Below are 23,469 nucleotides of genomic sequence, written 5' to 3' on the forward strand. Positions count from 1 at the left end.
CTTTGAGGTCAGACAGGTTGAGGGACGTTGTGACACGGTGACACGCACGGGTGTGGTGTCACAGGTGTGGGGTGTGGGCTTACTCGACGATCGCGAGGATGTCGCGTTCGCTGAGGATGCTGTAGTTCTTGCCTTCGAGGCTGACTTCGGTGCCGCCGTACTTCGCGAAGTAGACGGTGTCGCCGACGTTCACGTCGAGGGAGACGCGGGTGCCGTTGTCGAGGATTTTGCCGTTGCCGACGGCGACAACTTTGCCGCGCTGGCTTTTTTCTTTGGCGGTGTCGGGAACGTAGAGGCCCCCGGCGGTCTTCTGCTCGGCTTCTTCGACGATCTCCACCAGAACTCGGTCGCCTAACGGTTTCAGCATGGGTGTTCCTCCTTGAGGTTGGGTATGGGCTTGGTGATGGGGCCTGAAGGGGCACCTGCCGCGCTTCAGGTTCATCAACTCCAAGCGCAATGGTAACGGTACGCTCACTAGAGTGTCAATACCGCAAACACAAGATGTGAGTGCGGAGCGCTCAACTCAACACCATATGCGTAGGTGTGTTTTATATCATAGATATTATGTATATATGTAAGCCTAATATATATGCATGCCGCCCTTACCCCTGCTGGACCGTCCTGCCTTTGAAACCGCCCTCGACACCGCCACCCCCGCCACCCTCGCCGTCATGGACCTCGACCACTTCAAGATCCTCAACGACACCCTCGGCCACGCCGAAGGCGACCGGGTCCTGCGCACCATCGAACGCCTGCTGACCGGCAGCCTCCCCCACGGCAGCACCGTCGCCCGACTCGGGGGCGACGAATACGCCGCGCTCTTCCCCGACACCGCCCCCGAAACGGCCCTGATCCTGATGGACGAGGTCATCCGGCACTTCCACGCCAACCGCGACCCGAACTGGCCCAGCACGCTCAGCCTGTCCGTCGGCCTCGCCGCCCGCCCCGCCCACGCCAGCAGCCCCCAGGACCTCCTGCGCGCCGCCGACGCCGCCCTGTACCGCGCCAAGGTCGAAGGCCGCAACCGCGTGGCCATCTACGTCGAAAGCAAGATGGTCCTCAAAAGCAACTACTACCCGCGCCCGCAACTCGACCGCCTCGCCAAACTCGCCGCCGCCCTCGGCCGCACCGAAGCGAGCCTGCTGCGCGAAGCGCTCGACGACCTCATCGACCGCCACCGCGAAGCCCTATGAGCGCCTGAAGCGCCCTCAGCCACACGTGGCAAGCGGCGTTCGAGGAAGCCTGGACGGCGTTCCAGCACGGCAATCGGCCAGTGAGCGCCAGCATCGCGGACGCTGGCGGGCACGTCATCGCGCATGACCGCAACCGTCTTCACGAACCGCGCCGCGTGAACGGCGTCATCAGCGGATATGACCTCAAGCGCGCCGAAGTGAACGCCCTGCTCGCCCTCCGCACCCTGCCCGCAGGGCGCCAGGGCCCGCACGATGAGCAGCCTGCGGCACCTGAGCTTCGCGGCACACGCTCTGGGCAGCGCCGACCTGCACCGCACGCACCGTCAACCGCCGCAAAGCAGGTTCAGGCGACCCGCGCCGAGCCTGCACTGGTCCGCGCATGCACTCACGTCTCCCTGCTGGGGGAACTGGCGCTGAACCTGAACACCCACCACCCGTTCTGGCGCGCTTGAACGGCGCCCCTGTGGGGCTGACGCCGCAGCCACGTAAGGCCCCGCGTGAATTCGGCAACGGCCCCTGGCCGGGCTGGCTACGGTTCGCGGACGCGTGGGCCTGTAGCGTTGCACGACTTGACGAGCGTGGCGCGGGCTGCGTTCGCGTTCGGCGATCCGGGCTTCAGCACGGTCCGGTTGTCGCGCGCATCGGCGGCGGTGATGGTGACCGGCGTGAACCGGCAGCCGCACCTGGAGGCATGGGGCACCACCCCCGCCTGAAGCAGGCACCGCTGACATACGCCAGAACCCCGAGGCATGCCAAGCCGGGGCCACGGCATGCTGGGGGCATGAACCGTTCGCAGCGCGCCCATACCGCCCAGGAAACCCTGCACATTCTGGACACCGGCACGTTCACGCTGGGCGAGCGTACGGTGGATGTACGCGCCGAGCTCGTGGCGGCACGCGCCGGGACGGTCCTGTACCGTCCGCAGGACGAGGCGGTCCTGGCAACCGCGCTGCGGGACGCGCCGCGTGGGCGCACCCTCGTGGAGGTCACGAACGAGACGACGCTGGCGGGCGTCCGCGCGCTGGCGGTGGGTGCGGACGGGGAAGTTGGCGCGCTGAATTTCGCGTCCGCGAAGAACCCCGGCGGGGGCTTCATAGGCGGCAGTCAGGCGCAGGAGGAAAGCCTGGCGCGCGCTACGGGTCTGTATCACGCGCTGACAGGGCCGGTCGCGGAGGCGTACTACACCGCGAACCGAGCGTGCGGGACGGCGTTGTATACGGACCATGTGCTGTACAGCCCGGGCGTGCCGGTGTTCCGGGATGACGCGGACGCCCTGCGCGCGGACGTGGTGCGCGCGGCGTTCGTGACGGCGCCCGCCCCGAACGCCGGTGCCGTGGCGCGCAACGAACCGGAACGCGCTGGGGAGGTCACGGCGGTGCTGCGCGCGCGGGCCGCGCGGGTGCTGGGGGCGTTCGCGCGCCACGGGCACCGCCGCATTGTGCTGGGCGCGTGGGGCTGCGGGGTGTTCCGGAATGACCCGCGCGTGGTCGCCGGGGTATTCCGGGCGTTGCTGGACAACGAGGCGCGCGGCGTGTTCGAGCAGGTGCGTTTCGCGGTGCTGGACGCCGCGCCGGGCGCGCCGACGTGGCGGTCGTTCCAGGAGGTGCTGGACGGCTGAGCGGTGCGGCCCTGTTAGCCTGAGGCATGCAGCACGACGTGACCCTGACGGACGGCGAAGTCACCTTGCGGCCCCTAGTGGAGGCGGACATTCCGGCGTTGCTCGCGCTGGCGGCGCGCACGCCGGACGAGTGGCGGCATATGGGCAGCGCGCCCACCACCGAGGCGTACCACCGCGCAGCGTTGGACGCGCCGGACACCTTTCCGTTCGTGGTGACGCTGGACGGTGAGGTGGTGGGCGCGACGCGGCTTGCCGGGTGGACCGCGCAGCACCGGGGCGTGGAGATCGGGTGGTCGTGGCTAACGCCCGCGCAGATGGGCCGCGGCGTGAACCGCCGCGCGAAGCGGCTGCTGCTGGCGTACGCGTTCGAGGGGCTGGGGGCGGCGCGCGTGCAGATCAAGACGGACGTGCGGAACGCGCGTTCGCAGCGCGCCATTGAGAAGCTGGGGGCGGTGCGGGAGGGGGTGCTGCGTAACCACATGGTCCGCGCGGACGGGTCGTTGCGGGACACGGTGATGTACTCGGTGACGGTCGAGGAGTGGCCGGCAGTACGCGCGCGCCTCGCGTAACGCGGACCGCAGGTGGCCCGGGCGGCTCCGGGTCGCCTTTGTTCGTGTGTAGTGAGGCGTGGGTACGCTGCTCGGCGGCGTTTGGATGTGCGGCATCGTGGCGTTGCCTGCGAACTCAAGCGTCTTCTCATGTGCGCTGGGCGGGCCGCGTGGGACGTGCGGGGCGTGCTGGTCGGCGTGACGGTGGCTTAGCGCATGTGGGGTGGCGTGAGGGTGGCCGCGGCAACCCGCAAGGGGAATGGTGGGATCGTTCAGAAGCTCGCCATGGGGGGGCGGCAAGGTGGAGGCGCGAAAGGAGCACCACCATGACCAAGAAGCTGATGACCGCCCTGAGTGCACTCGCGCTGACTGCTGGTGTCGCCGCCGCTGAGACGAACAGCCGCAGCGGCTCGCTGGACCTGAACGCCGTGACCGGCATCGCGACCGCGCTGAGTGGCAGCGGCCAGACCTCGACTGAGAACGGCAGCAGTGCCGGGTCGCTGACGGGGGCGCTCGCCGCGACGCTGGGCGTCCATGCGAATGCCCGTGGCAGCACGCAGAGCAGCAGTACCGACAGTGGCCGTACCCGCACGTCGCAGGGCAGCCTGAACCTCGGCACTGACGCCCGCTTGAGCGCCCTGCTCGGCGCGAGCGGCCAGAGCAGCAGTCATGAAGGGCGTAGTGCTGGTGGCGTTCTGGGCGTTCTGGACAGCGCGCTTAGCCTGAACGTGAGCGCGAGCGGCCGTACCCAGAGCGGCCAGCACTGAGGTCCGTTCCTCCCTCCCCTTGAGGACCTGAGTGCCGAGCGCGCCCCCACCAACATGAGTGGGGGCGCGCTCGTGGAGCACTTCAAGCAGCGAGCCAGACGCGGGGCGTCTGGCTCGCTTTGTGGCGGAGAGGGTGGGATTCGAACCCACGGTACAGTTGCCCGTACTTCGGTTTTCGAGACCGACCCATTCAACCGCTCTGGCACCTCTCCGCGTGGGTCGCGCCGTGTGGTCACGGCACCCGGGAGTGTAGCACGTGCCCGGCGCGCCGCTCAAGGTCCATGCGGGCAGTATTGTGGCGGGCAGTGTATGCGAGTGGAGCCCCTGAGGAGTGATGTGCCGTGACCAGTGAACCGACCGCCCAGCCGCCCGGCGAGGCGCCCGCGCGCGCCCCGAAATCCACGGCGCGCAACACGCTGATCGTCATGGCGGGCACGCTCGGCTCGCGCCTGTCGGGCATCGTGCGGCAGCAGCTGATCGTGTCGTTCGGCAGCACGCTGTCGGACGCGTTCCTGCTGGCGAGCCGCGTGCCGAACCTGCTGCGTGAACTGCTCGCCGAGGGCGCGCTCGTGAACTCGTTCATTCCGGTGTACAAGTCGCTGGGCACCGAGGAGCGCCGCGCGCTCGCGCGGTCGTTCAGCGGCGCGCTGATCGCCATTAACCTGCTGCTTACGGCCATCGGCATTCTGGCGGCGCCGTGGATCGTGGACCTGCTGCTCAGCAACCACCCGAACGTGGACGTGGCCCTGACTGTGTATATGGTGCGGCTGGTCATGCCGTTCCTGATGCTGATCAGCCTGGCGAGCATCGCCATGGGGCTGCTGAACGCCGACGAGCACTTCCGCGAGTCGAGTTTCGCGCCCATTGCGTTCAACCTGGCGAGCATCGTGGTGCTGCTGCTGCTACCGAAAACGGCGACGTGGCTGGCGCTGGGGTGGCTGGTGGGCGGCCTCGCGCAGCTGGTGGTGCAGCTGCCGGCGCTGATGCGGTTCGGGCTGCTGCCCACGCCGACGCTGGAGGGCCATCCGGCGCTCGGGCGGGTCCTGCGGCAGATGGCGCCGTTCATGCTGACGACCGGCGCGCGGCAGTTCCTGAACATCTACGTGGCACGCCTGCTGTCGAACGGGCAGCTGTTCCAGTCCGGCACGACCACCGGGTATGGGAACGCGGAAACGATGTTCACCATGGCGAACGGCCTGCTGGTCGTCAGTCCGGCGCTGGCGCTGTTCCCGCGCTTCTCGCAGCTCGCCGCGGACCGTCAATGGGACGCGTTCCGGACGCTGACTGTGCAGGCGCTGCGGACCGTGACGTTCCTGAGCGCCCCCGCGAGCGCCCTGATGGTGGTGCTCGCGCCGTACCTGATCCGCATCTTCGACCTGAACGGGCGCATGTCGAGCACGACCTTCGCGGCGGGCAGCGGAATTTTGAACGGCTGGGCGCTGGCGCTGCTGCCGTGGGCGATCAACACGATCCTGCTGCGCACCTTCTACGCGCGCGAACGCACCCGCGACGCCGTCATGGTGAGCGCCGTGGGGTTCGTGGTGGAGGTCGCGCTGTACAGCCTGCTTACGCCGCACCTGAAGTTCCTGGGGTTCGGGGTGAGCACCACCATCAGCGGTGTGCTCATGGCGATCGCGCTGATGGTCCTGTACGGCCGCTTCCCGCTGGGCGCGCTGCTCGTGCACCTCGCGCGGGTCGTGCCGCTCGCCCTGGTGGCGGGCATGGTTACGTGGGCGCTCACGCGCGTGCTGCCCGCCCCCACGGGCCTGCTGCCGTCCCTGGTGACGCTCGCCGTGGCGGGCGCGGCCGGGCTGGGCACGTACCTCGCGCTCGCGGTGGCGCTGCGCGTCCCCGAGGTGAACGGCGTGCTGCGCCGCCTGCGCCGCTGAGCGCCGCAGCGGAGAGGGCGGGCCTGCTCAGGCCCGCCCTCTCCGCTTTCCCTGAACGTTCCCGCAACGCGCGCGGGCGCGGCACTGCGCATCATGCGGGCATGAAACGCGCTTTTTTGCTGGTGGCCACGCTCGCGCTCACGGCGTGCGGCGGCGGTGGAAACAAGGAGATGCAGTCGGCAGTGCTGGGGTACGGGCAGAGCGCGAACCGCAAGGAGAGCGACACGCGCAGCGCCGTGCAGGGCGGCGGGACGCTGTACACCTTCCGGAACACCGAAATCGGCGAGACGGTGCAGACGACGTGGCGCCGCGCGGACGACTGGCGCATGACCGTGCAGCAGCCGAAGTTCGACCTGAAGGCCATCGCGCCGCGCAGTGAGGACGCCGGGGACGGCTGGGTACGCGTGCAGGGTGGCGCGCTCGACGGTGTGTACGCGCAGGTGACGGGCGGCGCGGCGCTGCTGGAGACGCAACGCGCGCACCGTTAGGGCGCGCGGGTGTGATCGAGCGGGCCGAGCAGGGCGTACGCGCCGAGCAGCAGCCATTCCCGCTGGCGGTACTGCGCGCTGGCGTGTGGGGCGGGCGCGGCGTGCACGGTGGCGCGCAGGCCCTCGGCGCGGGCGAGCGCGAGGGCGCGGCGCGCGTGGACGCTATCGGTGACGAGCGTGACGGGGCCGCGCAGCAGCGCGCGGCTCAGGCGCAGGTTCTGCAGGGTGCTGCGGGCGTGCGTCTCGGCGGCGAGGGCGCTTGCGGGCACGCCGTGCGCGCGCAGGTACGCGGCGCCGACTGCCCCTTCGCTGTAACGGTCGCCCGGGCCGGTCCCACCGGACACGACGATGCGGGTGACGCCGCCCGCGCGGTACAGGCGCAGGGCGTGGTCGAGGCGCGCGCGGAACGCGGGGCTGGGTTGGCCGTTGTACTGCGCCGCGCCAAGCACCAGCAGGGTCGGGGCGGGCCGTTCGGGTTGCTGTACGGGCGCGGCGGCGGTGGCGGTCAGGAGGGCGGCAGCAAGCAGCCAGCCGAGCAGCGGCGTGCCCGTGACGCTGCCTCGGCCTCGGTCGCGCATGGTGCGCGCAATCTAGCATGAGGGGTCGCTCAAGGCCGTGTGAAGCGTGAGTGTGGGGGAGTTTCCTGCAGTGGCGTTCTTCAGGGCGTGTGCTACGCTCACGCGAAGTGCAGCCTCCATAGGCGGTGAAGACCTTATGCCCAAGACCCTCGTAATCGTTGAATCTCCCGCCAAGGCCAAGACCATTGAGAAGTACCTCGGGAAGGGGTACGTGGTCGAGTCCAGCATCGGGCACATCCGCGACCTCCCCCGGAGCGCCGCGGAAATCCCCGAGCGCTTCAAGAGCCAGGCCTGGGCGCGACTGGGCCTGAACCCGGACGAGGATTTCCGCGCGCTGTACGTCGTGGCGCCCGAAAAACGCGCGCACGTCGCGAAACTCAAGAAGCTCGCTGCCGACGCCGACGAAGTTGTCCTCGCCACCGACGATGACCGCGAAGGCGAAAGCATCGCGTGGCACCTCCTGCAGGAACTCAAACCCAAAGTCCCGGTGCGGCGCATGGTGTTCCACGAGATCACCAAGGAAGCCATCCTGAAGGCCATTCAGAGCCCGCGCACCATCGACGAGCACCTCGTGGAGGCGCAGGAGGCGCGCCGCGCCCTTGACCGCCTGTACGGGTACGAGGTGAGCCCGGTGCTGTGGCGCAAGGTCGCGCCGAAACTGTCGGCGGGCCGCGTGCAGAGCGTCGCGACGCGCATGCTGGTGGAGCGCGAGCGGGAACGCATGCGCTTCGTGAGCGCCACCTGGTGGGACATCGAGGCGCGCCTGACGACGCAGGCGAGCGAACGCTTCCCCGCGAACCTGCTGGAAGTGGACGGCGTGCGCCTCGCGGGCGGCAAGGACTTCGACGCGCTCACCGGGCAGCTCAAGCGCGGCGCGAACGTCCTGCTGCTGAACGAGGCGGACGCCACGGCGCTGGCGGCCGCCCTCACCGGGCAGCCGTACCGGGTGCTCAGCGCCGAGGAGAAGCCGTTCACGCAGCGTCCGTACCCGCCGTTCATCACGAGCACGCTGCAGCAGGAGGGCGGGCGCAAGCTGGGCTTCAGCGCAAGCCGCACCATGCGCGCCGCGCAGCGCCTGTACGAACAGGGCTTCATTACGTACATGCGCACGGACAGCACGAATCTGAGCGCCGAGGCGACCGAGGCAGCGCGCGATCAGGCCCGCAAGCTGTACGGCCCGGCGTTCGTGCCGGCCGCGCCGCGCGTGTACGCCAAGAAGGCCAAGAACGCGCAGGAGGCGCACGAGGCGATCCGCCCGGCCGGCGCGAGCTTCCGCACGCCCGACAGCGTGCGCGGCGAACTGGGCGGCAGCAGCGACGAGTGGCGCCTGTACGACCTGATCTGGAAACGCACCGTCGCGTCGCAGATGAGTGACGCGCGCGGTCGCCGGCTGCAGGTCCGCCTGGAGGGCCGCAGCGGGGACGGCCGCACGGCGCTGCTCGGCGCGAACGGCCGCACCATCGACTTCCCCGGGTTCCTGCGCGCGTACGTGGAAGGCAGCGACGACCCCGAAGCGCAGCTCGGTGACCGCGAAGTGACCCTGCCGCCCCTCAACCCGGGCGACACCGTGAACGGCGACGCCTTCAAGGCCGCCGGGCACGCCACGCAGCCGCCCGCGCGGTACACCGAGGCGAGCCTCGTGCAGGCGCTGGAGGCCGCGGGCATTGGCCGCCCGAGCACGTACGCGTCGATTCTCACGACCATTCAGGACCGCGGGTACGCCATGAAGAAAGGGCAGGCGCTCGTGCCCACCTGGACAGCGTTCGCGACCAGCGCGCTGCTGGAGGGCCACTTCGGGCGGCTGGTGGACTACGACTTCACCGCGCGCATGGAAGAGGACCTCGACGACATCGCGGGCGGGCGGCAGCAGCGCGCGCCGTACCTGCGCGGCTTCTATTACGGCGAGGGCGGCGGCCTGGGCCTCAAGGGCCTGATCGCCAGCAACATGGAGGCCATCGACCCGCGCGTCGTGGCGACCATAGAGATTCCGAAGCTGGCGGGCAGCGGCATTGAGCTGCGCGTCGGGCGGTACGGGCCGTACCTCGCGCGCGGCGAGCAGAAGGCGAACCTGCCGGACGACCTCGCGCCGGACGAGCTGACGTTCGAGAAGGCCGAGGAGCTGTTCAACCGCCCGAGCGGCGAGCGGCCCCTCGGCGCGGACCCGGACACGGGCCTGACCGTCGTGGCGCGCGCGGGCCGTTTCGGGCCGTACGTGACGCTCGGCGAGGAGAACCCGCCGGTCAAGACGGCGAGCCTGTTCCCCGGCGACGACCTGACCACCATCAACCTGGACCGCGCGCTGGAGCTGCTGAGCCTGCCGCGTCTGGTGGGCGAGAGCGAGGGCGAGGAGGTGTGGGCGCTGAACGGCAAGTTCGGGCCGTACCTGAAGCGCGGCAACGACTCGCGCAGCCTCGCGAACCACGACCAGCTGTTCACGGTGACGCTCGACGAGGCCGAGGAGTTGTTCCGGCAGCCCCGTTACGGCGCGAAACGCGCGGCGGCCGGGCCGCTCAAACGCTATGAGTACGCGGACCGCTCGGCCATCGAGCTGCGCAGCGGGCGCTTCGGGCCGTACCTGACGGACGGGGAGCGCAACGCCACCCTGCGCCGCGACGAGACGCCCGAAAGCCTCACGGACGCCGACGCCCGCTCGATCCTGGAGGAGCGCGGCAAGGAACCGAAAAAGAAACCCGGCAAGGCACCCGCGAAAGCCAAGGCGAAACCTGCCGCGAAGCCAACCAAAGCGGCGGGCAGCAACGCCAAACCCAAAGCGGGCACCGCGAAACCCGCCGCGAAGAACGCCGCCCGGAAGGCCACCGCCAAGGCCGCCGCGGCCTCACCTGCCTGGGCGGACCTGCGCGCGCACCTGGGCGTGCTCGGTGAGCAGGAACGCACGCTCGTAACCGCCACGCGCGACGCGGGCCGCAAGGTCGAGGACGTCGCCCCGGAACTCGGCTTGGACATCAAGAAGGCCAAAGGCATGGCGCTGCAGGCCAGCAAGAAGCTCAACCAGGCGTACCGCGCCGCGCAGGGGGACGCTTGATGCCCGGCACGCCCAGCGGGTCGCTGCACCTCGTGCGTCTCGCGCAGGCCACGCCGGACACGCGCGTGGCCCTGCCGGGCAGCGCGGCGCTCGCGGCGCTGCACGTGACCCGCAAGACGCCGGACGCACCGAGCGGCGCGTGGTACGTGCTGCTGGACGGGGAGCTGGTGCTGGACCTGCCGGGCGGGCAGTTCGCGCACCTGCGCGCCGGGGAGACGTACTTCGTGCCGGACGGCGCGGCGTGCACGCTCACGCCGGTAGGCGCCGCGACGATCCTGACCATCCACGACGCGTAACGTGCGCCGTCCGGCGGACGTCCGCCCCCGCCAGCCTGCGGATGGTCAGCGGGGGCGCGTCGTCTATGCTGCGGGGCATGGAACACGCCTTCAAGGTCGACCTGCGCGGCATGATCGACCTCCTCTCCAACCACCTGTACTCGGACCCGAGTGTGTTCATCCGGGAGCTGCTGCAAAACGGCGTGGACGCCATCACAGCGCGGCGCCAGCGCGGGGACAGCCTTTTCGAGCCGAGCCTGACGGCGCGCGTGCACCACGTGGACGGCGCGCTGCCCACCCTGGAGTTCGCGGACAACGGCGTCGGCCTGACCGAAGCGGAGGTGCACGAGTTCCTCGCAACCATCGGGCGGTCCTCGAAGCGCCTGGATGAGGCGCGCGACAGTTTCCTGGGGCAGTTCGGGATCGGGTTGCTGTCGTGCTTCATGGTGAGCGGCGAGATCGAGGTGCTCACGCAGAGTGCGTCCGGGGGCGCGCCGGTGCGGTGGCTCGCGCAGGCGGACGGCACGTACACCCTGGAGACGCTGCCGTCCGGCGCGGTGGGCACGCCCGGCACGACCGTGCGGCTGCGCGCCCGCGAGGACACCGACTTCTACTTCGAGTACGACGAGCTGCGTGAGGCCCTCGCGAACTACGGCCGCATCCTGCCCTATCCCATTCACGTGACGGACGGCGAACAGTACGACCACGTGAACGCGGAGCGCCTCGCGTGGCTGGACTTCGCGGACGGCGACGCCAGCAAGCGCGAGGAGGTCCTCGCGTACGCCCGCACGGCGCTGAACATGGAGGCGCTGGACGCCGTACCGCTCCGCACCGAGGACGGCAGCGTGCGCGGCGTGGCGTTCGTGCTGCCGTACAGCACGCAGTCCGGGTCGCGGCAGTGGCATCAGGTGTACCTGAAGCGCATGCTGCTCGGCCATGACGCCCGCAACCTCCTGCCGGACTGGGCGTTTTTCGTGCGGTGCCTGCTGAACGTGGACGGCCTGCACCCCACGGCGTCCCGCGAGTCGTTCTACGAGGACGACGCCCTCACGGGCGCGCGCGCGTCGCTGGACGCGCAGCTGCGCGCGTACATTGAGGGGCTCGCGCAGCAGGACCCGGCGCGGCTGGAGGCGCTGATTGCCCTGCATCACCTGCCCATCAAGGCGCTTGCGTCCGAGAACGACGAGTTCTTCCGGCTGCTCGCGCACGCGTTCGAGTTCGAGACGTCCACGGGCCGCATGAAGCTCGGCGCGTACGTGGCGCGCGAGCCGGTGATCCGCATGGTCACGAACCTCGACCAGTTCCGGCAGATCGCGCAGGTGGCAAGCGCGTACGGGCACAGCGTCATCAACGCGGTGTACACGTACGACGTGCCGTTGCTGCGCCGGTACGCGGCGCTGTTCGGGCGGGCGTTGGAGGAGGTGGACGCGCAGTCGTACGCGCTGGCGCTGGAGGACGTGAGCGCGGCGGGCCTGGAGGGTTTCGTGGCGCGCGCGAACGCGGCGCTGGAGGCGTTCGGGTGCGTGGTGAGCGTGAAGCGGTTCGAGCCGGCGGACCTGCCGGCCCTCCTGATCGTGACGGAGGAGCAGCGGCAGCGTGACGACCTCGACGCGGCCCGTGAGGTCGCCGACGAGCTGTTCACGGACCTGCTGGACGAGTACGAGGGGGCGTACGAGGAGGTGCGCGTCACGCGGCTGCACCTGAACCTGAACCACGCGCTCGTGCAGGACCTGCTGCACGTGCAGGACGCGGCGGTGTTCGGGCGGCTCGTGCAGATGCTGTACGTGCAGGCGCACCTGCTGGGGCACCACCCGATGCGCGGTCAGGAACTGGCGCTGCTGGGGGACGGCCTGTCGGACATGATGCGCTGGGGCCTGCGCGCCGCGCAGATGAACATTCTCAACTGACTCTCCGGGCGGGCCGCCTGGCGCGGCCACGCCTCCACAAGGACTTGCATGCAGACGATTGATGAACTGCTCGAACTGGCCGAGCAGCAGACCCCGCCCGAGGCCGCCATTCCCTTTCTGGAGCAGGCGGTCCGGCTCGCGGACGCGCAGCAGGACCGCGACGCCGCCTTCCGCGCGCGCGTGGAACTGGTGCGCGCCGCGAGCTTCAGCGGCTTCCCCGACAAGGCCCTGATTCATTTCGCGTGGCTGATCGGCACGTTCGACCGGCACCGCGCGCAGTTCGAGCGGCACACGTACATCGTCATGTGGATGTACAAGTGGATTCTGGCGGCCGCTATCGACAACCCGGCGTTCCCCCTCGGTCGCCTGCAGCGGCTGGAAGCGGATTTCGAGCGGCGCACCCGCGAGTACGGGTTCGGCGCGCACTATCAGGCGTACCACCGCCTGATGCTGACGAAGCAGATGGGGGACGCGGAGGGCGCGCAGGCGGCGTTCCTGGCGTGGCGGTCCCTGCCGCGCGACATGATCAGCGACTGCGAGGCGTGCGAGCAGAACAAGGTCATGGGGTACTACGCGTGGCGCGGGAACGCGGGCGCCGCCGTGAAGCTCGGGCGGGACATCATCGATCAGGGCATGAGCTGCCACAACGTGCCCACCGTGACGTACGCGAACCTGCTGCTGCCGCTGCTCGCCACGGGTGACGCGGACGGCGCGCGGCACGCGCACCGCGAGGGCCTGCGCCTGGCGCGCTCGGACCGGAACTTCATCGAGACCATCGCGGAGCACCTGCGGTACCTGCTGGTCGTCGGCGAGGTGGACGCGGCCCTGGGGGTGTGGGCGGAGCACCTGCCGCTCGCGCTGGGCGTGCGCAACCGCAATGACCTGTTCGAGTTTCTGGGGGCGAGCGCGGCCCTGTGGCGCGCCCTGGAGGGTGCAGGGACGGTGCGGGTGGCGTTGCCGCCGGCGTTCGCGCTGCGCCGTGCGGATGACACGTACGCGCCTGAGCGCCTGAGCGCGCACTTCCTGCGCGAGGCGGCAACGCTCGCGGGGCTGTTCGACGCGCGCAACGGCACGGGGCGGTACGCCGAGCGCCTGGGGCAGGTGCTCGCCCTGCGCGCCTGAAAGGCGCTCTTGAAGGGGACCTGCCTGGAGGACGGCAGCGGCCGTCCTCCCCGGGCGCGTTAGCACATGAGCGTCGCTGAGCGGACGGCACAGTCGCTTGAGGGCGCCTAGGTTGAGGGCATGACGTTCAAACATCTGCTGATGGCGTCCGCTCTGCTCGTTCCCTCCACGGCGTCCGCCGCTGTGCCCGGCTGGGTGTACCGCTCCGTGATGGTCGCGTCGGACGGAACGTTCCTGGGCACCTGCACGGGGGCGGGCGACGTGCGCAGCTTCGGGAACAGCAGCGGGCCGTACGGCAGCAAATCCAGCGCCACCAGCATCTACAACCCCAGCCCGAACGCTCGGTACGGGGGGACGTTCTCGCGTCTGAGCGCGTACCACCCGGGCACGGCGGAAGCGCCGTACCTGCTGCGTGCAGACAGCCCCCTCGGGCAGATGGTCGCCAACTCCGGGTACCGCGCGTCGGCGAGCGTGGCGGGGCAGTTGCGGACGGCGTCCGGGGTGGCGCGGGTGAGCGTCAGCTCGTTCCTGACCGGGGCGGTCCATCCGGACGAGTTGCGCGCCGCCTGCGACTGAGCGACGCGCGGAAGGCCCCGCGAGTGGGGGCGCTGGTGGACGGCGTTCGGGAACGCCGTCCACGTTGATGTTCGGTGGCCGGTCATGGCGCGGCCCGGAGGCGTCGGTGGGGTCCGTCGTCGCCGATGGGTTCGAGGTGCGGGCGGAACAGCGCGTAGGTTTCGGCGCTGTTCCGCCCGCTGTTGCGCGGGCCTGCACGCGCGCCCAGGCGACGGACGGCGGGACGCTCAGGGCGTACAGCGTGAGTGGTGGGTGCAGGGGGCGCGGCGGTGGTCGCGGTCGTGGCGGGCCCAGAAGCCGTCGTCGAGGATCATGGACAGCTTGGGGGTAGCGGCGAGCTCGACTGGCCTTCGAAGAGCCGCGGCCGGGCCGGGCGGTCCAGGGCTTCGGGGGGTGGCCCTGCTGGGGTTAGAGGGTGCGGGCCACGGTGGTGTTGCCGCGTCGAATGAAGCCGTGCAGCGCGTGGACGTGGCCGGGCATGGTCACGCTTTGGTGTGCAGCCCTGGGGATGATGTCCCTCTACAGGCAAAACATCATGCATATCCCTATTTTGAGTGTTTTACTCATCTGAGTACGTCAATCTGGGAGCACAACCCATCCTGGAGGCCCACCACATGGTTCAGTCGTTTCTGGACGCCCTGCTCGCCGCCCTTCCCTCCCCCGAGGCGTGGCTCCGCGCCCTCGCGGTCCTCGCCCTCACCCTGATCGTCCTGCTGCTGCTGCGCCTGCTCGACCGCCCCCGCTACGAACGCCTGCTGAACCGCGCGCCCGGCGGCGCCCGCACCGGCCTCTGGCTCCTGCCGGCCCTCACGCTGCTCGCCGCGCTGCCGATGTACGCCATCCTGCAACGCGTCGTCACCGCGCGCATCAGCACGGACGTGAACGCCCGCTACCTGAACCGCGCCGACCCGGACGGCGCGCCCACCACGCAGGCGGCGCCCACCGCCACGTACCTGACGACCCGCACGTACACCCGCACCCTCGTCCTGCCACCCCAGCTGGTGCGCCGCATCGGCCAGGACGGCGTGGGCGTACTCGCCCCGTACCTCACGGACCCCACCAGCGAGAACGTCCTGCGCCTCGCGGACCGCTTCCGCCGCAGCGGCAACGACGTGATCTTCACCCGCGAATCGACGCAGCTCACCGAGGAGCCCATCCGCATCGACGCGAGCAAGGTCAACGTGAACCTCGACTTCCAGATGGGTGACCTGTACCGCGCGGCGTTCAACGCCGTGTACACCTTCCAGAACCCCACCCAGGAGGAGGTCACGGCGCGTTTCCGGTTCCCGCCACCGGTGGGGAGCGGCACGCTGTCGGACTTTCGCGTCACCGTGAACGGCCAGGAACTCACGGCCGCGCAGCTCACGGGCGGCACGCAGTGGGAAGGGACGCTCGCGCCCGGTCAGACGGTCGCGGCGCGCGTCACGTACCGGCACGTGGGCGCGCGCGGCTGGAATTACGCCCTGGCGGGCCGACGCGAGCCCGTGCGGAACTTCGACCTGAGCGTCCACACCAACCGCCCCGCGAAGTTCCAGCGTTACAGCCTGTTCCCCACCGGTCAGACGCGCGACCTGGCCGGCAACAGCACCCTGCGCTGGCAGCTGCCGGACGCACTGACCGCGCAGGACGTCGCGGTGGCGTTCAGCGGCAGCAGCACCCGCGAAACGGTCGTGAAACTGTACACGTTCGCGCCGCTCGCCCTGCTGCTCGGCGCGGCGCTGGCCGTCATGACCGCGCGCCTGCGGCGCGTGTTCCTCGCCCCGCGCGCGGCGGCCCTCGCGGTTCTGGGCGTCGTGGTGGGCCTGACGCTCGGCGGCGTCCTGATGAGCTACCTGCTGTTCCCCCTTGCGGGGCTGATCGGCGGGATGGTCGCGGCGCTGCTCGCCCTGCGCGCGCTGGGCCGCGCGTACCTGTGGCCGGTGCTGGTGGCGGCCCTCGCGCCGCTCGCCTTTCTGACCGGCGGCAACGCGGGCCTGATCCTCACGCTGGGCGCGGTCGTCAGTCTGCTGCTGTTCATGGGCCCTCGGGGACGCCCAACCCCAGGGTAAAGGCGAAGCGGGCGACGGTGGTCACCGTCGCCCGCTTCGCTGAGGCGCCTCAGAGGATGTCGAAGTCCTCGGCCTCGTGGTCGAGGTCCTCGGCGCCCCCTTCGAGGTAACGCTGCTCCCACACGAGGTCGCGCAGCACCCAGCCGCTCCCGGCGAAACGCCGGCCCGCACGGATCTCGTCCAGCAGGAACGCGCGCACCGCCGAGATGTTGTTCCCAGCGCCCACGATGTCCCCGAGGTTGCGGTCCCCGTCGAGTTGCTGCGCGATGGGGTGGTTGGCGGTGTCGTCGCCGCGGCGGATGCGCAGCCCGAACCACGCAAAGCGGTCCTCGGTGTGCAGCTTCCCGGCCGCGACGGCTTCGGCGGCGCGCTGCGCCACCTCGAACAGCGGCTCGTCGGTGGTGCGGGCGACGGCGCGCACGCTCCGCGCCTCCTCGAATCCGGGGTGGTCGCCGACCAGCACGCGGCTGGGGCTGCCGATGACCTCGCATACGCGTTCCCACTCGTCCGAGAAGCGCGCCCAGTCGGCGCTGAGCTTCTGGTAGTGCTGGATGGGCGCGCCGGTCACGTCGCGGACGCTGAACGTGAACTGGCCCTGCTCGGGCACGAGCGGGCCGGAGTAGATGGCGTCCAGACCCAGCCAGTCGAGGATGCCGCCCTCGACGACTTCGCCGTTCACGAACGCGAGCGTGTACGGGATTTCCGCGTCGACGTCCAGAACGCCGGTTTTGCGGCTCACGTGAATGAGTTCAAGCACGCCGATGAGCGGCACGTCGCTGATAAGTCCCTGCATGGCTGCCTTCAGCCTACCGGAAATTCAGCCGGGCGCGCGGTCATGAGGTCCGCCCACGCGCCGCCCAGTTCCGCAGCAACGTCCGTGGCGCTCAGGCCGTACCCGTGCGTGACGGCGGCCCGCTCGCCCGCGCGCGCGTGCAGGCGCGCGCCGGCGCGCGTGGCGTCCGGGGCGCTCAGGCCCTGCCCGAGCAGCGCGGCGATCACACCGCCGAGCAGGTCGCCCATGCCGCCGCTCGCCATGCCGGGGTGCCCGCCGCGCACGACCGTGAGGCCGTCCGGGCCCGCGACGACGCTGGGGCCGCCCTTCAGGAGCACGGTGCAGGCGTAGCGTTCCTGCAGGGCGCGCGCCGCGCCGAGCGGATCGCGGGTGATGGCGGGCGTGTCGGTGCCGAGTAGGCGCGCGGCTTCGCCTGGGTGCGGCGTGAGGACCGTGCGGGCGTGCGTGACGCCGGTCAGTTCGGGCTGGAGGGCGTCCGCGTCCAGCACGGTGGGCACGTCCCACGCGAGGGCGGCGCGGGCGACGGTCAGCGCGCGCGAGCCGAGGCCCATGCCGAGCACGACCGCGTCGGGTTTCGCCTGGTCCTGCAGGTCGCGGGTGAGGTCCGCGTGGCGGCGCAGCATCAGTTCGGGCGTGAGCAGTGGCAGGTCCGCTTCGCTGTGCACGGTGATCAGGCCCGCGCCGGCGCGCAGGGCACCGACCCCCGCGATCAGCGGCGCGCCGGTCGTGCCGGGGTGCCCGCCCACCACCCACACGCGCCCGGCAGTGCCCTTGTGCGCGTCCGCGAACCGCACAGGCAGGCGGGCGGCGAGGGCCGCGTCGTCCTCGCGGGTGGCGACGGCGTGCCGCGCGGCGAACGCGGGCGGCACGCGCAGGTCTCCGTGCAGCAGGGTGCCGGCGTGGTGCGCGGCCGGGCCGAACAGCAGGGTCGGCTTGAGGCCCGCGAGGACGACCGTGTACGTGGCGCGCAGCGCGTCATCGTCCGCCTCGGCGGTGTCGGCGTTCACGCCGGTCGGCACATCAATGCTCAGCACGGGCAGGCCGCTCGCGTTCACGCGGGCGGTCAGGGCCGCGAGGGCGGGCTGCAGCGGCGGCACAAAGCCGGTGCCGAGCAGGCCGTCGATGATCAGGTCCGCGCGCCTGAGCGCTCCCGCGAGGGCAGGCGCGCTCAGGCGCGCGGTGGGTACACCCAACGCCGTGAGGCGGCGACGGTTCGCGCGCGTCAGGGGGTGCCGGGCGGGCAGCGCGAGCACGCGGGCGTCCTCGCCGAGCGCGTGCAGGTGCCGGGCGGCCACGAGGGCGTCGCCGCCGTTCGCGCCGCTCCCGGCGAGCAGCAGGACGCGCGCGCCGGGGAAGTGCGCGCGCGCGTGGTCCGCGACGGCGCGGCCCGCGTGTTCCATGGCGAGATCCAGCAGGCCGGCGCGGTCCAGGTCGGCGTCCATCGCGCGGACGCCGCCGGCGGTCAGGACGGGTTCAGGGTGGGGAGGCATGTGCCTATTAGACCGCCCGGTGCGGGCGGGCCGGCAACGAGGAAATCCTCAGGTGACGCCCACGTCGGGTGGGGCTCAGCCTTCAGCCGCCCAGGAGGTTGCGGAGCAGCAGGACGCCCACGACCGCCGCGCCCGCAATCCACACCAGACGGTTCCTGGGCAGCGCCCCGCTGAGTTTCCCGCTCTGCGCCTGCATTTCCACTCGGGTGCGCTCGCGTTCCTGCCGTCCGGCGAGGCGCTGCCCGGTCTTGAAGGACCGCAGGCTCTCCCCCATGCGTTTTTGTTTACGCAGGGCGACGGCGAGGTTGTGGTGTGCGCCCGGGTAGTCCTTGTGCAGCGCGAGGGCCGCGCGGTACTGACGCTCCGCATCGGCGTACGCGCCCGCCTCCAGGTCGAGGTTCCCGAGGTTCGTGAGGGCGCGGTAGTGGCGCGCGTCGAGGTCCAGGGCCGCCTGGAATGCGGCGCGCGCGTCGGTCACGTCGCCGCCGAGGGCGTACAGCACGCCCTGGACGTTCAGCGCTTCCGCGCGCGTCCAGGGGTTCTCGAGGGCCGGGGCGAGCCGCGCCTCGAGGTCGGCGGGGTCGGTGATGCGCGCGCCGTCCACGTCCTGCAGGGCCGTCACGGCGGCGTGCAGGGCGTCCGGGTCGGCGTGGGCCCACAGGGTCGGCGCGTCGGACGTGTCGTCCAGGTCCGCGCGGTAGCGGGTCAGGTGCGCGTGGGCCTGCAGGTACGCGCGGGCGCGCACCGCTTCCTGCAGCGCGACGAGGTCGTCGAGCGCGGCGGTGAGGGCGGCGTCGGCGCCGGCCTGCAGCGCGAGCGCGTGGGCGCGCGGCGCGTCGCGGGTGCTGAGCGGCGCGGTCCAGGCGTCGGGGGTGCTCATGCCCGGAGTATAGGGCGGCGTTCAGGCCCCCGGTTGGGGGACGCGCGGTGGAGGTTTTGCGCGGTGGGGTGGGCGCGGCGTCTGGTAGAGTGGATGCTCATGTGCCCCCGAACGGGGGCCTGGGAGGCATCGATGAGCGAGGAACTGCAGCTGCGCGAGGGCGATTCAGTGGTGTACCCGAACCACGGGGCGGGCGTGGTCCGCGCGCTCACGGAACGCACGGTGCTGGGCGTGAAGCAGGCGTACTACGAGGTGCATCTGTTCGGCAAGGACGCGCAGGTGCTCGTGCCGGTGGCGCGCGCCCGTGATCTGGGCCTGCGGCGCGCAACGCGCCGCGAGGACGTCCCCAACCTGCTCGCGGAACTCAGCACGGACATCCCGCTGCCGGAGAGCTTCCAGGCGCGGTACCGCGCGGAGCAGGAGCTGTTGCAGGCCGCGGACCTCGTGACGCTCACGCGCCTGGTGGGCACGCTGGTGCGCCGCGACGTGACGCGCGGCCTGCCGTCCAGCGAGATGGACGTGCTGATGCACGCCCGCAAGACGCTGGAAGCGGAACTGGAAGTCGCGCTGGGCGGCGGCGGGCGCGTGGCGCTCGAAGCAGCGCTCAGTGAGCTGATGGGCGCCGCGCGGCAGGTCTGACGGCATAACGCGGCGGGACGCACGCGCTCGGGGCGCGCGTCCCGCCGCGTTATGCTACGGTGACTACTTGCTCCGCGTGCCCTTCGCGGCCCTCACGGTGAGGGCCTGATCGCGCACGCCCAGCTTGAGGGTCCCCCATGACTGAAGACGCGCCCGCCCCCCTGTATTCCCCTCGTACCGTCCGTGACCTGATGCAGCGTCACGGCATTCGCGCCACCAAGAGCCTCGGGCAGAATTTCTTGGTGGACGGGAACGTCCTGCGGTCCATAGCCGACGCGGGCGGCGCGGCGTCCGGCGTGAGCGTCCTGGAGGTCGGGCCGGGCTTGGGCGTCCTGACGCGCGAGGTGGCGGAGCGCGGCGCGCACGTCGTGACGCTCGAAAAGGACGAGCGGCTGCGGCCGGTGCTGGCCGAGACGCTCGCAGGCCTGGACGTGGAAGTCGTGTGGGGGGACGCGCTGAAATTCGATTACGACCGCCTGCCGGACGGCACGCGCGTGATCGCGAACCTGCCGTACTACATCAGCACGGCGCTGCTCAGCAAGTTCATGGCTTCGGCGCGTATCGTCTCGGCGACGGTGCTGGTGCAGCGTGAGGTGGCGGAGCGTCTGGCGGCGAAGCCCGGCGAGGACGCGTACGGGTTCATGAGCGCGCTGGCGGCGCTGCATGGCCGCGTGCGGATCGTGCGGGACGTGCCGAAGGGCGCGTTCATTCCCGCGCCGGACGTGACCAGCAGCGTCGTGCGCCTGGACTTCACAGGCTTCGAGGACAGCGGGCAGAAGCCGGACGCGCGCCTGATCCGCCTGATGGAGGCCGCGCTGCATCACCGCCGCAAGACCATGCGCAACAACCTGCGCATGGCGGGGTTCGATGCAGGCGCGGTGGAACAGGCGCTGGAGACTGTGGGGTTGCGCGCGGACGTGCGCGCGGAGGACGTGGCGTTGCGGGACATGCACCGCTTCGCGCAGGCGCTGGGCGTGTTAGCATGAAGCACCTACGCACGCACACTCAGGGCCCGATGTTGGCGGGACCCAGGAGGTTTTGACGTGAAGTTTTTCGTGATTGGCGACGTGACGGTGGACCACCTGTACCACCTGGACCGCCTGCCCCGGGCAGGCGAGGAGGTCGCGCCGACGCACGCGAGCATGCAGCCGGGCGGCGCGGGCGGCACCATCAGCGTGACGCTCGCGCGCCTGGGGCACACCGTGACGCTCGCGGCGCGCGTCGGGCAGGACCCGTTCGCGGAGTACGCGCTCGCGCAGGTGCAGGAGAGCGGCGTGTCCCAGACAGCCGTGCAGCGCGACCCGGACCACCTGACGAGCACCATCACCGTGATGCAGACGCCCGACGGGCGCCGCGCCATGATCAGCAGCGGCGCCGCGAACCGCCAGCTGGACGCCGCGAAGCTCAAGAAAAAGGACGTGGAGGGCGCAAACGCGCTGGTCGTCAGCGCGTACAGCCTGATCAGCGGCCCGCAGCGCGAGTACGCGCTGAAAGCCATCGGGTACGCGAAGAAGGCTGAAGTGCCGGTCTTCATCGATCTGGGCACGGGCGCCGTGAACGCCGCCGGGAAACGCCTGCTGGACAGCGTGCTCAGCGCGGACTACATCCTGCTCAACCAGCATGAGCTGCTCGCCATGACGGAAACCACGTCGATCAGCGCGGCCCTCACGGAACTCGGGCGTCTCGGCGCGCGTCAGGTCGTCGTGAAGGTCGGCGCGATGGGCAGCATCGTGTGGACGCCCGAGGAGACGGACCTCGTGGACGCCGTGAATACCGGCGAGGACGTCGTGGATTCCACGGGCGCCGGGGACACGTTCGTGGCGGCGTTCGCGCACGCCATCCTGGCCGGGGAGCCGCTGGCGAACGCCGCGCGCTTCGCGAACGCCGCCGGGGCGCTCGCCGCGACGACGGTGGGCGCGCAGACGCGGCCGATCACGCAGCAGGACCTCGCGGCCCTGACGCGCTGAACGGCGTCGCGCCTGCTTGGCGGGTTTTTGCTACACTACCGGAGTTGCACGCTGGCGACGCGCGGCGTCATGCCGAGAACGGACGGGCCGGAACACGCCCACCCACACGGCCGCCAGCGCGCCTGCCCGGCCTGAGGATCACCCCAGCGACCGGCGCGCTGCGAAGCACCACGGAGGAAACCACAATGGAACTGAAAGCGATCGCCCGCACGGGCCAAGAGAAGCTGAGCGAGGGCTACATGCCCGCCGTCGCGTACCACCAGGGCACGAACGTCATGTTCGCCATCGAGCGCAAGGCGTTCGACCGTGCGTTCCGCCAGCAGGGCAAGACCGGCCTGTTCGACATCGCCATCGAAGGCGGCGAAACCTTCCCCGCGCTCGTGAAGGCCGTGCAGATGGACAAGCGTAAGCGCGAAGCCATCCACGCGGACTTCCTGATGGTCACGTACGGTGAGCCCGTCCAGGTGGACGTGCCCGTGCACACCACCGGCAAGAGCCAGGGCGAAATCATGGGCGGCCTCGTGGACGTCGTCGTGCACAACCTCAGCGTCATCGCGCCCGGCCCGCGCCGCATCCCCACGGAAATCGCCGTGGACGTGACCAAGCTGAACATCGGTGACCACGTCAAGGCCGGCGACATCGCCCTGCCCGACGGCGTGAAGCTCGCGTCCGACGCGGACCTGACGGTCATCAGCGTGCTGCCCCCGCGCCTCAGCGAAGGCGAAGCGGCCGCCGAGCAGCAGGCCGCCCAGGTGGCGGGCCTCGTCGCCGCCGGCGAAATCAGCGCCGAAGCGGCCGAAGCCGTCCTGGAAGGCGACGCGACCCTCGAAGACGTCAAGCCCACCAGCGAAGAAACCGCCGCGGAGTAAACCTCTGCGCAACGAGGGGCGGGCGCGTGTGCGCCCGCCCCTCGTTCGTCTGTTCAGCGCTGCGGGCCCGCAGCATCAGCGCAGCAGGCCCGCAGCGGCGTTGATGGTAAGCGCCACGAGGACCGTGCCGAACAGGTAACTGACCAGCGCGTGCCGCAGCAGCAGGCGACGCATCGGCCGGGACGTCACGTCCGTGTCGGACACCTGGAAGGTCATCCCGATGGTGAACGCCAGGTACAGGAACTCCAGGTACGTGACGTGCCCGTCCGTGCCGGGAAAATCGATGCCGCCCTCCGGCGCGGTGAAGTACGCGTGCGCGTACCGCAGGGCGTACACCGTGTGCACCAGCGCCCACGAGAGCGCGACCGTGCCGACGCCCGCAGCGGTGAGCAGGGCCGCGAGCGTCGGCGCGCGCGCCTCCAGGGTGCCCGCGCGGGCCAGTGCGAACCCCACACCGACCAGACTCGCCACGCTGCCCGCCACGACCAGCGCCGCCGACACGGCGCGCGAATCGTCCTCGCTCGTGGCGATGGCGCGCGTGAGGGCCGTGTCGGCGCGGCGCATCACGTGCAGCGCGCTCAGCAGGAACGTCAAAGCCAGGGCGTCCCACGCGACCAGTGCGCGTAGCTCCCACGGCACGCGCGGCAGCAGCGCGCACAGCAGCCATGCACCCAGGCCGGCCAGCAGGGCCAGCGCGAGGCGCGTCTTGGCGGGCGCTTCGCCCAGTCGCCAGTGCATGCCGCTCAGCTTAGCGGGCGGCACGCGCATGCGCGTGCCGC

Annotated in this window: 24 protein-coding genes and 1 tRNA gene; 18 read left to right on the top strand and 7 right to left on the bottom strand. The window is 70.8% G+C overall.

The genetic code is table 11. The annotated features are described in order from the left end of the window. Window positions 1-79: 79 nt before the first annotated feature. Window positions 80-367, bottom strand: a complete 288-nt coding sequence (gene groES / locus DEIMA_RS13540) for a co-chaperone GroES (RefSeq protein ID WP_013557833.1) — start codon at window positions 365-367, stop codon at window positions 80-82. A 226-nt stretch (window positions 368-593) separates the two neighbouring features. Here groES and DEIMA_RS13545 point away from each other — a divergent pair, with 226 nt between their 5' ends. The 6 genes from DEIMA_RS13545 (at window position 594) to DEIMA_RS13565 (ending at window position 4,126) form a co-directional block, all read left to right on the top strand. Further along, on the top strand, window positions 594-1,193 hold the full coding sequence (locus DEIMA_RS13545; RefSeq protein ID WP_013557834.1) for a GGDEF domain-containing protein: 600 nt from the start codon (window positions 594-596) through the stop codon (window positions 1,191-1,193). An 80-nt stretch (window positions 1,194-1,273) separates the two neighbouring features. After that, complete coding sequence (locus DEIMA_RS13550) at window positions 1,274-1,645, top strand: hypothetical protein (protein WP_043816775.1); 372 nt, start codon at window positions 1,274-1,276, stop codon at window positions 1,643-1,645. A 108-nt stretch (window positions 1,646-1,753) separates the two neighbouring features. Continuing rightward, the gene (locus DEIMA_RS18330) at window positions 1,754-1,906 is read left to right on the top strand and encodes a hypothetical protein (protein WP_169311945.1); all 153 of its coding nucleotides are present in this window, start codon (window positions 1,754-1,756) and stop codon (window positions 1,904-1,906) included. Between the two features lie 68 nt (window positions 1,907-1,974). Continuing rightward, complete coding sequence (locus DEIMA_RS13555) at window positions 1,975-2,811, top strand: TIGR02452 family protein (protein WP_013557835.1); 837 nt, start codon at window positions 1,975-1,977, stop codon at window positions 2,809-2,811. A 26-nt stretch (window positions 2,812-2,837) separates the two neighbouring features. Further along, entirely contained in the window at window positions 2,838-3,380 is a 543-nt protein-coding gene (locus DEIMA_RS13560) for a GNAT family N-acetyltransferase (RefSeq protein ID WP_013557836.1), read from the top strand. Between the two features lie 305 nt (window positions 3,381-3,685). Next, the gene (locus DEIMA_RS13565; RefSeq protein WP_013557837.1) at window positions 3,686-4,126 is read left to right on the top strand and encodes a hypothetical protein; all 441 of its coding nucleotides are present in this window, start codon (window positions 3,686-3,688) and stop codon (window positions 4,124-4,126) included. 122 nt (window positions 4,127-4,248) lie between these two features. Here DEIMA_RS13565 and DEIMA_RS13570 read toward each other — a convergent pair. Then, window positions 4,249-4,338: transfer RNA gene (locus DEIMA_RS13570), tRNA-Ser, on the bottom strand. Between the two features lie 129 nt (window positions 4,339-4,467). On the opposite strand from DEIMA_RS13570, the gene murJ reads away from it, so the two are divergent. Beyond that, the gene (murJ, locus tag DEIMA_RS13575; RefSeq protein ID WP_013557838.1) at window positions 4,468-6,015 is read left to right on the top strand and encodes a murein biosynthesis integral membrane protein MurJ; all 1,548 of its coding nucleotides are present in this window, start codon (window positions 4,468-4,470) and stop codon (window positions 6,013-6,015) included. Window positions 6,016-6,116: 101 nt separating this feature from the next. Continuing rightward, window positions 6,117-6,503: a hypothetical protein gene (locus tag DEIMA_RS13580; protein WP_013557839.1), complete on the top strand. Its 387-nt coding sequence runs from the start codon at window positions 6,117-6,119 to the stop codon at window positions 6,501-6,503. On the opposite strand, the gene DEIMA_RS13585 is transcribed toward DEIMA_RS13580, so the two are convergent. Next, on the bottom strand, window positions 6,500-7,081 hold the full coding sequence (locus DEIMA_RS13585) for a YdcF family protein (RefSeq protein WP_013557840.1): 582 nt from the start codon (window positions 7,079-7,081) through the stop codon (window positions 6,500-6,502). The two genes, DEIMA_RS13580 and DEIMA_RS13585, sit on opposite strands and share 4 nt — an antisense overlap. A gap of 136 nt (window positions 7,082-7,217) precedes the next feature. Between DEIMA_RS13585 and topA the strand changes: the two genes are divergently transcribed. The 6 genes from topA to DEIMA_RS13615 all read left to right on the top strand — a co-directional run bounded on the left by topA (window position 7,218) and on the right by DEIMA_RS13615 (window position 16,052). After that, window positions 7,218-10,124, top strand: a complete 2,907-nt coding sequence (topA, locus tag DEIMA_RS13590; RefSeq protein WP_013557841.1) for a type I DNA topoisomerase — start codon at window positions 7,218-7,220, stop codon at window positions 10,122-10,124. Next, complete coding sequence (locus DEIMA_RS13595) at window positions 10,124-10,420, top strand: cupin domain-containing protein (RefSeq protein ID WP_013557842.1); 297 nt, start codon at window positions 10,124-10,126, stop codon at window positions 10,418-10,420. The genes topA and DEIMA_RS13595 overlap by 1 nt, the downstream gene beginning before the upstream one ends. 77 nt (window positions 10,421-10,497) lie before the next feature. Beyond that, a complete protein-coding gene (locus DEIMA_RS13600; protein ID WP_043816778.1) occupies window positions 10,498-12,306 on the top strand; it encodes an HSP90 family protein in 1,809 nt (602 codons plus the stop codon). A gap of 48 nt (window positions 12,307-12,354) precedes the next feature. Then, window positions 12,355-13,428, top strand: a complete 1,074-nt coding sequence (locus DEIMA_RS13605) for a hypothetical protein (RefSeq protein WP_013557844.1) — start codon at window positions 12,355-12,357, stop codon at window positions 13,426-13,428. A 120-nt stretch (window positions 13,429-13,548) separates the two neighbouring features. After that, window positions 13,549-14,004: a hypothetical protein gene (locus DEIMA_RS13610; protein ID WP_013557845.1), complete on the top strand. Its 456-nt coding sequence runs from the start codon at window positions 13,549-13,551 to the stop codon at window positions 14,002-14,004. 614 nt (window positions 14,005-14,618) lie between these two features. Beyond that, window positions 14,619-16,052: a hypothetical protein gene (locus DEIMA_RS13615; RefSeq protein ID WP_013557846.1), complete on the top strand. Its 1,434-nt coding sequence runs from the start codon at window positions 14,619-14,621 to the stop codon at window positions 16,050-16,052. A gap of 49 nt (window positions 16,053-16,101) precedes the next feature. Here DEIMA_RS13615 and DEIMA_RS13620 read toward each other — a convergent pair whose 3' ends face one another. The 3 genes from DEIMA_RS13620 to DEIMA_RS13630 form a co-directional block, all read right to left on the bottom strand. Continuing rightward, the gene (locus tag DEIMA_RS13620) at window positions 16,102-16,845 is read right to left on the bottom strand and encodes a DUF4388 domain-containing protein (RefSeq protein WP_013557847.1); all 744 of its coding nucleotides are present in this window, start codon (window positions 16,843-16,845) and stop codon (window positions 16,102-16,104) included. Window positions 16,846-16,853: 8 nt separating this feature from the next. Further along, a complete protein-coding gene (locus DEIMA_RS13625) occupies window positions 16,854-18,335 on the bottom strand; it encodes a bifunctional ADP-dependent NAD(P)H-hydrate dehydratase/NAD(P)H-hydrate epimerase (RefSeq protein ID WP_013557848.1) in 1,482 nt (493 codons plus the stop codon). Window positions 18,336-18,417: 82 nt separating this feature from the next. Next, on the bottom strand, window positions 18,418-19,215 hold the full coding sequence (locus DEIMA_RS13630) for a tetratricopeptide repeat protein (RefSeq protein ID WP_013557849.1): 798 nt from the start codon (window positions 19,213-19,215) through the stop codon (window positions 18,418-18,420). Window positions 19,216-19,347: 132 nt separating this feature from the next. On the opposite strand from DEIMA_RS13630, the gene DEIMA_RS13635 reads away from it, so the two are divergent. From DEIMA_RS13635 to DEIMA_RS13650, 4 genes are all read left to right on the top strand, one after another. Beyond that, complete coding sequence (locus DEIMA_RS13635; RefSeq protein ID WP_013557850.1) at window positions 19,348-19,854, top strand: CarD family transcriptional regulator; 507 nt, start codon at window positions 19,348-19,350, stop codon at window positions 19,852-19,854. A gap of 137 nt (window positions 19,855-19,991) precedes the next feature. Then, complete coding sequence (rsmA, locus tag DEIMA_RS13640) at window positions 19,992-20,840, top strand: 16S rRNA (adenine(1518)-N(6)/adenine(1519)-N(6))-dimethyltransferase RsmA (RefSeq protein WP_013557851.1); 849 nt, start codon at window positions 19,992-19,994, stop codon at window positions 20,838-20,840. A 57-nt stretch (window positions 20,841-20,897) separates the two neighbouring features. Further along, window positions 20,898-21,821 (top strand): carbohydrate kinase family protein, encoded by a 924-nt coding sequence (locus DEIMA_RS13645; protein ID WP_013557852.1) that lies wholly within the window; start codon window positions 20,898-20,900, stop codon window positions 21,819-21,821. A 185-nt stretch (window positions 21,822-22,006) separates the two neighbouring features. Beyond that, window positions 22,007-22,690 carry a 50S ribosomal protein L25/general stress protein Ctc gene (locus DEIMA_RS13650; protein WP_013557853.1) on the top strand — a complete coding sequence of 228 codons (684 nt, stop codon included), beginning with the start codon at window positions 22,007-22,009 and terminating at the stop codon, window positions 22,688-22,690. A 75-nt stretch (window positions 22,691-22,765) separates the two neighbouring features. On the opposite strand, the gene DEIMA_RS13655 is transcribed toward DEIMA_RS13650, so the two are convergent. Then, window positions 22,766-23,428, bottom strand: a complete 663-nt coding sequence (locus DEIMA_RS13655; protein WP_043816779.1) for a DUF1345 domain-containing protein — start codon at window positions 23,426-23,428, stop codon at window positions 22,766-22,768. Window positions 23,429-23,469: the final 41 nt, after the last annotated feature.

It is taken from the genome of Deinococcus maricopensis DSM 21211, from assembly GCF_000186385.1.
Taxonomy (GTDB): Bacteria; Deinococcota; Deinococci; order Deinococcales; family Deinococcaceae; genus Deinococcus_B; species Deinococcus_B maricopensis.

Bases quoted from the DNA above. Each gene is read 5' to 3' on its own strand.
- DEIMA_RS13605 (WP_013557844.1), top strand. From the start codon at position 12,355: ATGCAGACGATTGATGAACTGCTCGAACTGGCCGAGCAGCAGACCCCG.
- DEIMA_RS13565 (WP_013557837.1), top strand. From the start codon at position 3,686: ATGACCAAGAAGCTGATGACCGCCCTGAGTGCACTCGCGCTGACTGCT.
- DEIMA_RS13600 (WP_043816778.1), top strand. From the start codon at position 10,498: ATGGAACACGCCTTCAAGGTCGACCTGCGCGGCATGATCGACCTCCTC.
- DEIMA_RS13650 (WP_013557853.1), top strand. From the start codon at position 22,007: ATGGAACTGAAAGCGATCGCCCGCACGGGCCAAGAGAAGCTGAGCGAG.
- DEIMA_RS13560 (WP_013557836.1), top strand. From the start codon at position 2,838: ATGCAGCACGACGTGACCCTGACGGACGGCGAAGTCACCTTGCGGCCC.
- DEIMA_RS13630 (WP_013557849.1), bottom strand. From the start codon at position 19,215: ATGAGCACCCCCGACGCCTGGACCGCGCCGCTCAGCACCCGCGACGCG.
- DEIMA_RS13580 (WP_013557839.1), top strand. From the start codon at position 6,117: ATGAAACGCGCTTTTTTGCTGGTGGCCACGCTCGCGCTCACGGCGTGC.
- DEIMA_RS13585 (WP_013557840.1), bottom strand. From the start codon at position 7,081: ATGCGCGACCGAGGCCGAGGCAGCGTCACGGGCACGCCGCTGCTCGGC.
- DEIMA_RS13545 (WP_013557834.1), top strand. From the start codon at position 594: ATGCCGCCCTTACCCCTGCTGGACCGTCCTGCCTTTGAAACCGCCCTC.
- topA (WP_013557841.1), top strand. From the start codon at position 7,218: ATGCCCAAGACCCTCGTAATCGTTGAATCTCCCGCCAAGGCCAAGACC.
- groES (WP_013557833.1), bottom strand. From the start codon at position 367: ATGCTGAAACCGTTAGGCGACCGAGTTCTGGTGGAGATCGTCGAAGAA.
- DEIMA_RS13625 (WP_013557848.1), bottom strand. From the start codon at position 18,335: ATGCCTCCCCACCCTGAACCCGTCCTGACCGCCGGCGGCGTCCGCGCG.
- DEIMA_RS13610 (WP_013557845.1), top strand. From the start codon at position 13,549: ATGACGTTCAAACATCTGCTGATGGCGTCCGCTCTGCTCGTTCCCTCC.
- DEIMA_RS13635 (WP_013557850.1), top strand. From the start codon at position 19,348: ATGAGCGAGGAACTGCAGCTGCGCGAGGGCGATTCAGTGGTGTACCCG.
- DEIMA_RS13595 (WP_013557842.1), top strand. From the start codon at position 10,124: ATGCCCGGCACGCCCAGCGGGTCGCTGCACCTCGTGCGTCTCGCGCAG.
- DEIMA_RS13555 (WP_013557835.1), top strand. From the start codon at position 1,975: ATGAACCGTTCGCAGCGCGCCCATACCGCCCAGGAAACCCTGCACATT.
- DEIMA_RS13620 (WP_013557847.1), bottom strand. From the start codon at position 16,845: ATGCAGGGACTTATCAGCGACGTGCCGCTCATCGGCGTGCTTGAACTC.
- DEIMA_RS13655 (WP_043816779.1), bottom strand. From the start codon at position 23,428: ATGCACTGGCGACTGGGCGAAGCGCCCGCCAAGACGCGCCTCGCGCTG.
- rsmA (WP_013557851.1), top strand. From the start codon at position 19,992: ATGACTGAAGACGCGCCCGCCCCCCTGTATTCCCCTCGTACCGTCCGT.
- DEIMA_RS13615 (WP_013557846.1), top strand. From the start codon at position 14,619: ATGGTTCAGTCGTTTCTGGACGCCCTGCTCGCCGCCCTTCCCTCCCCC.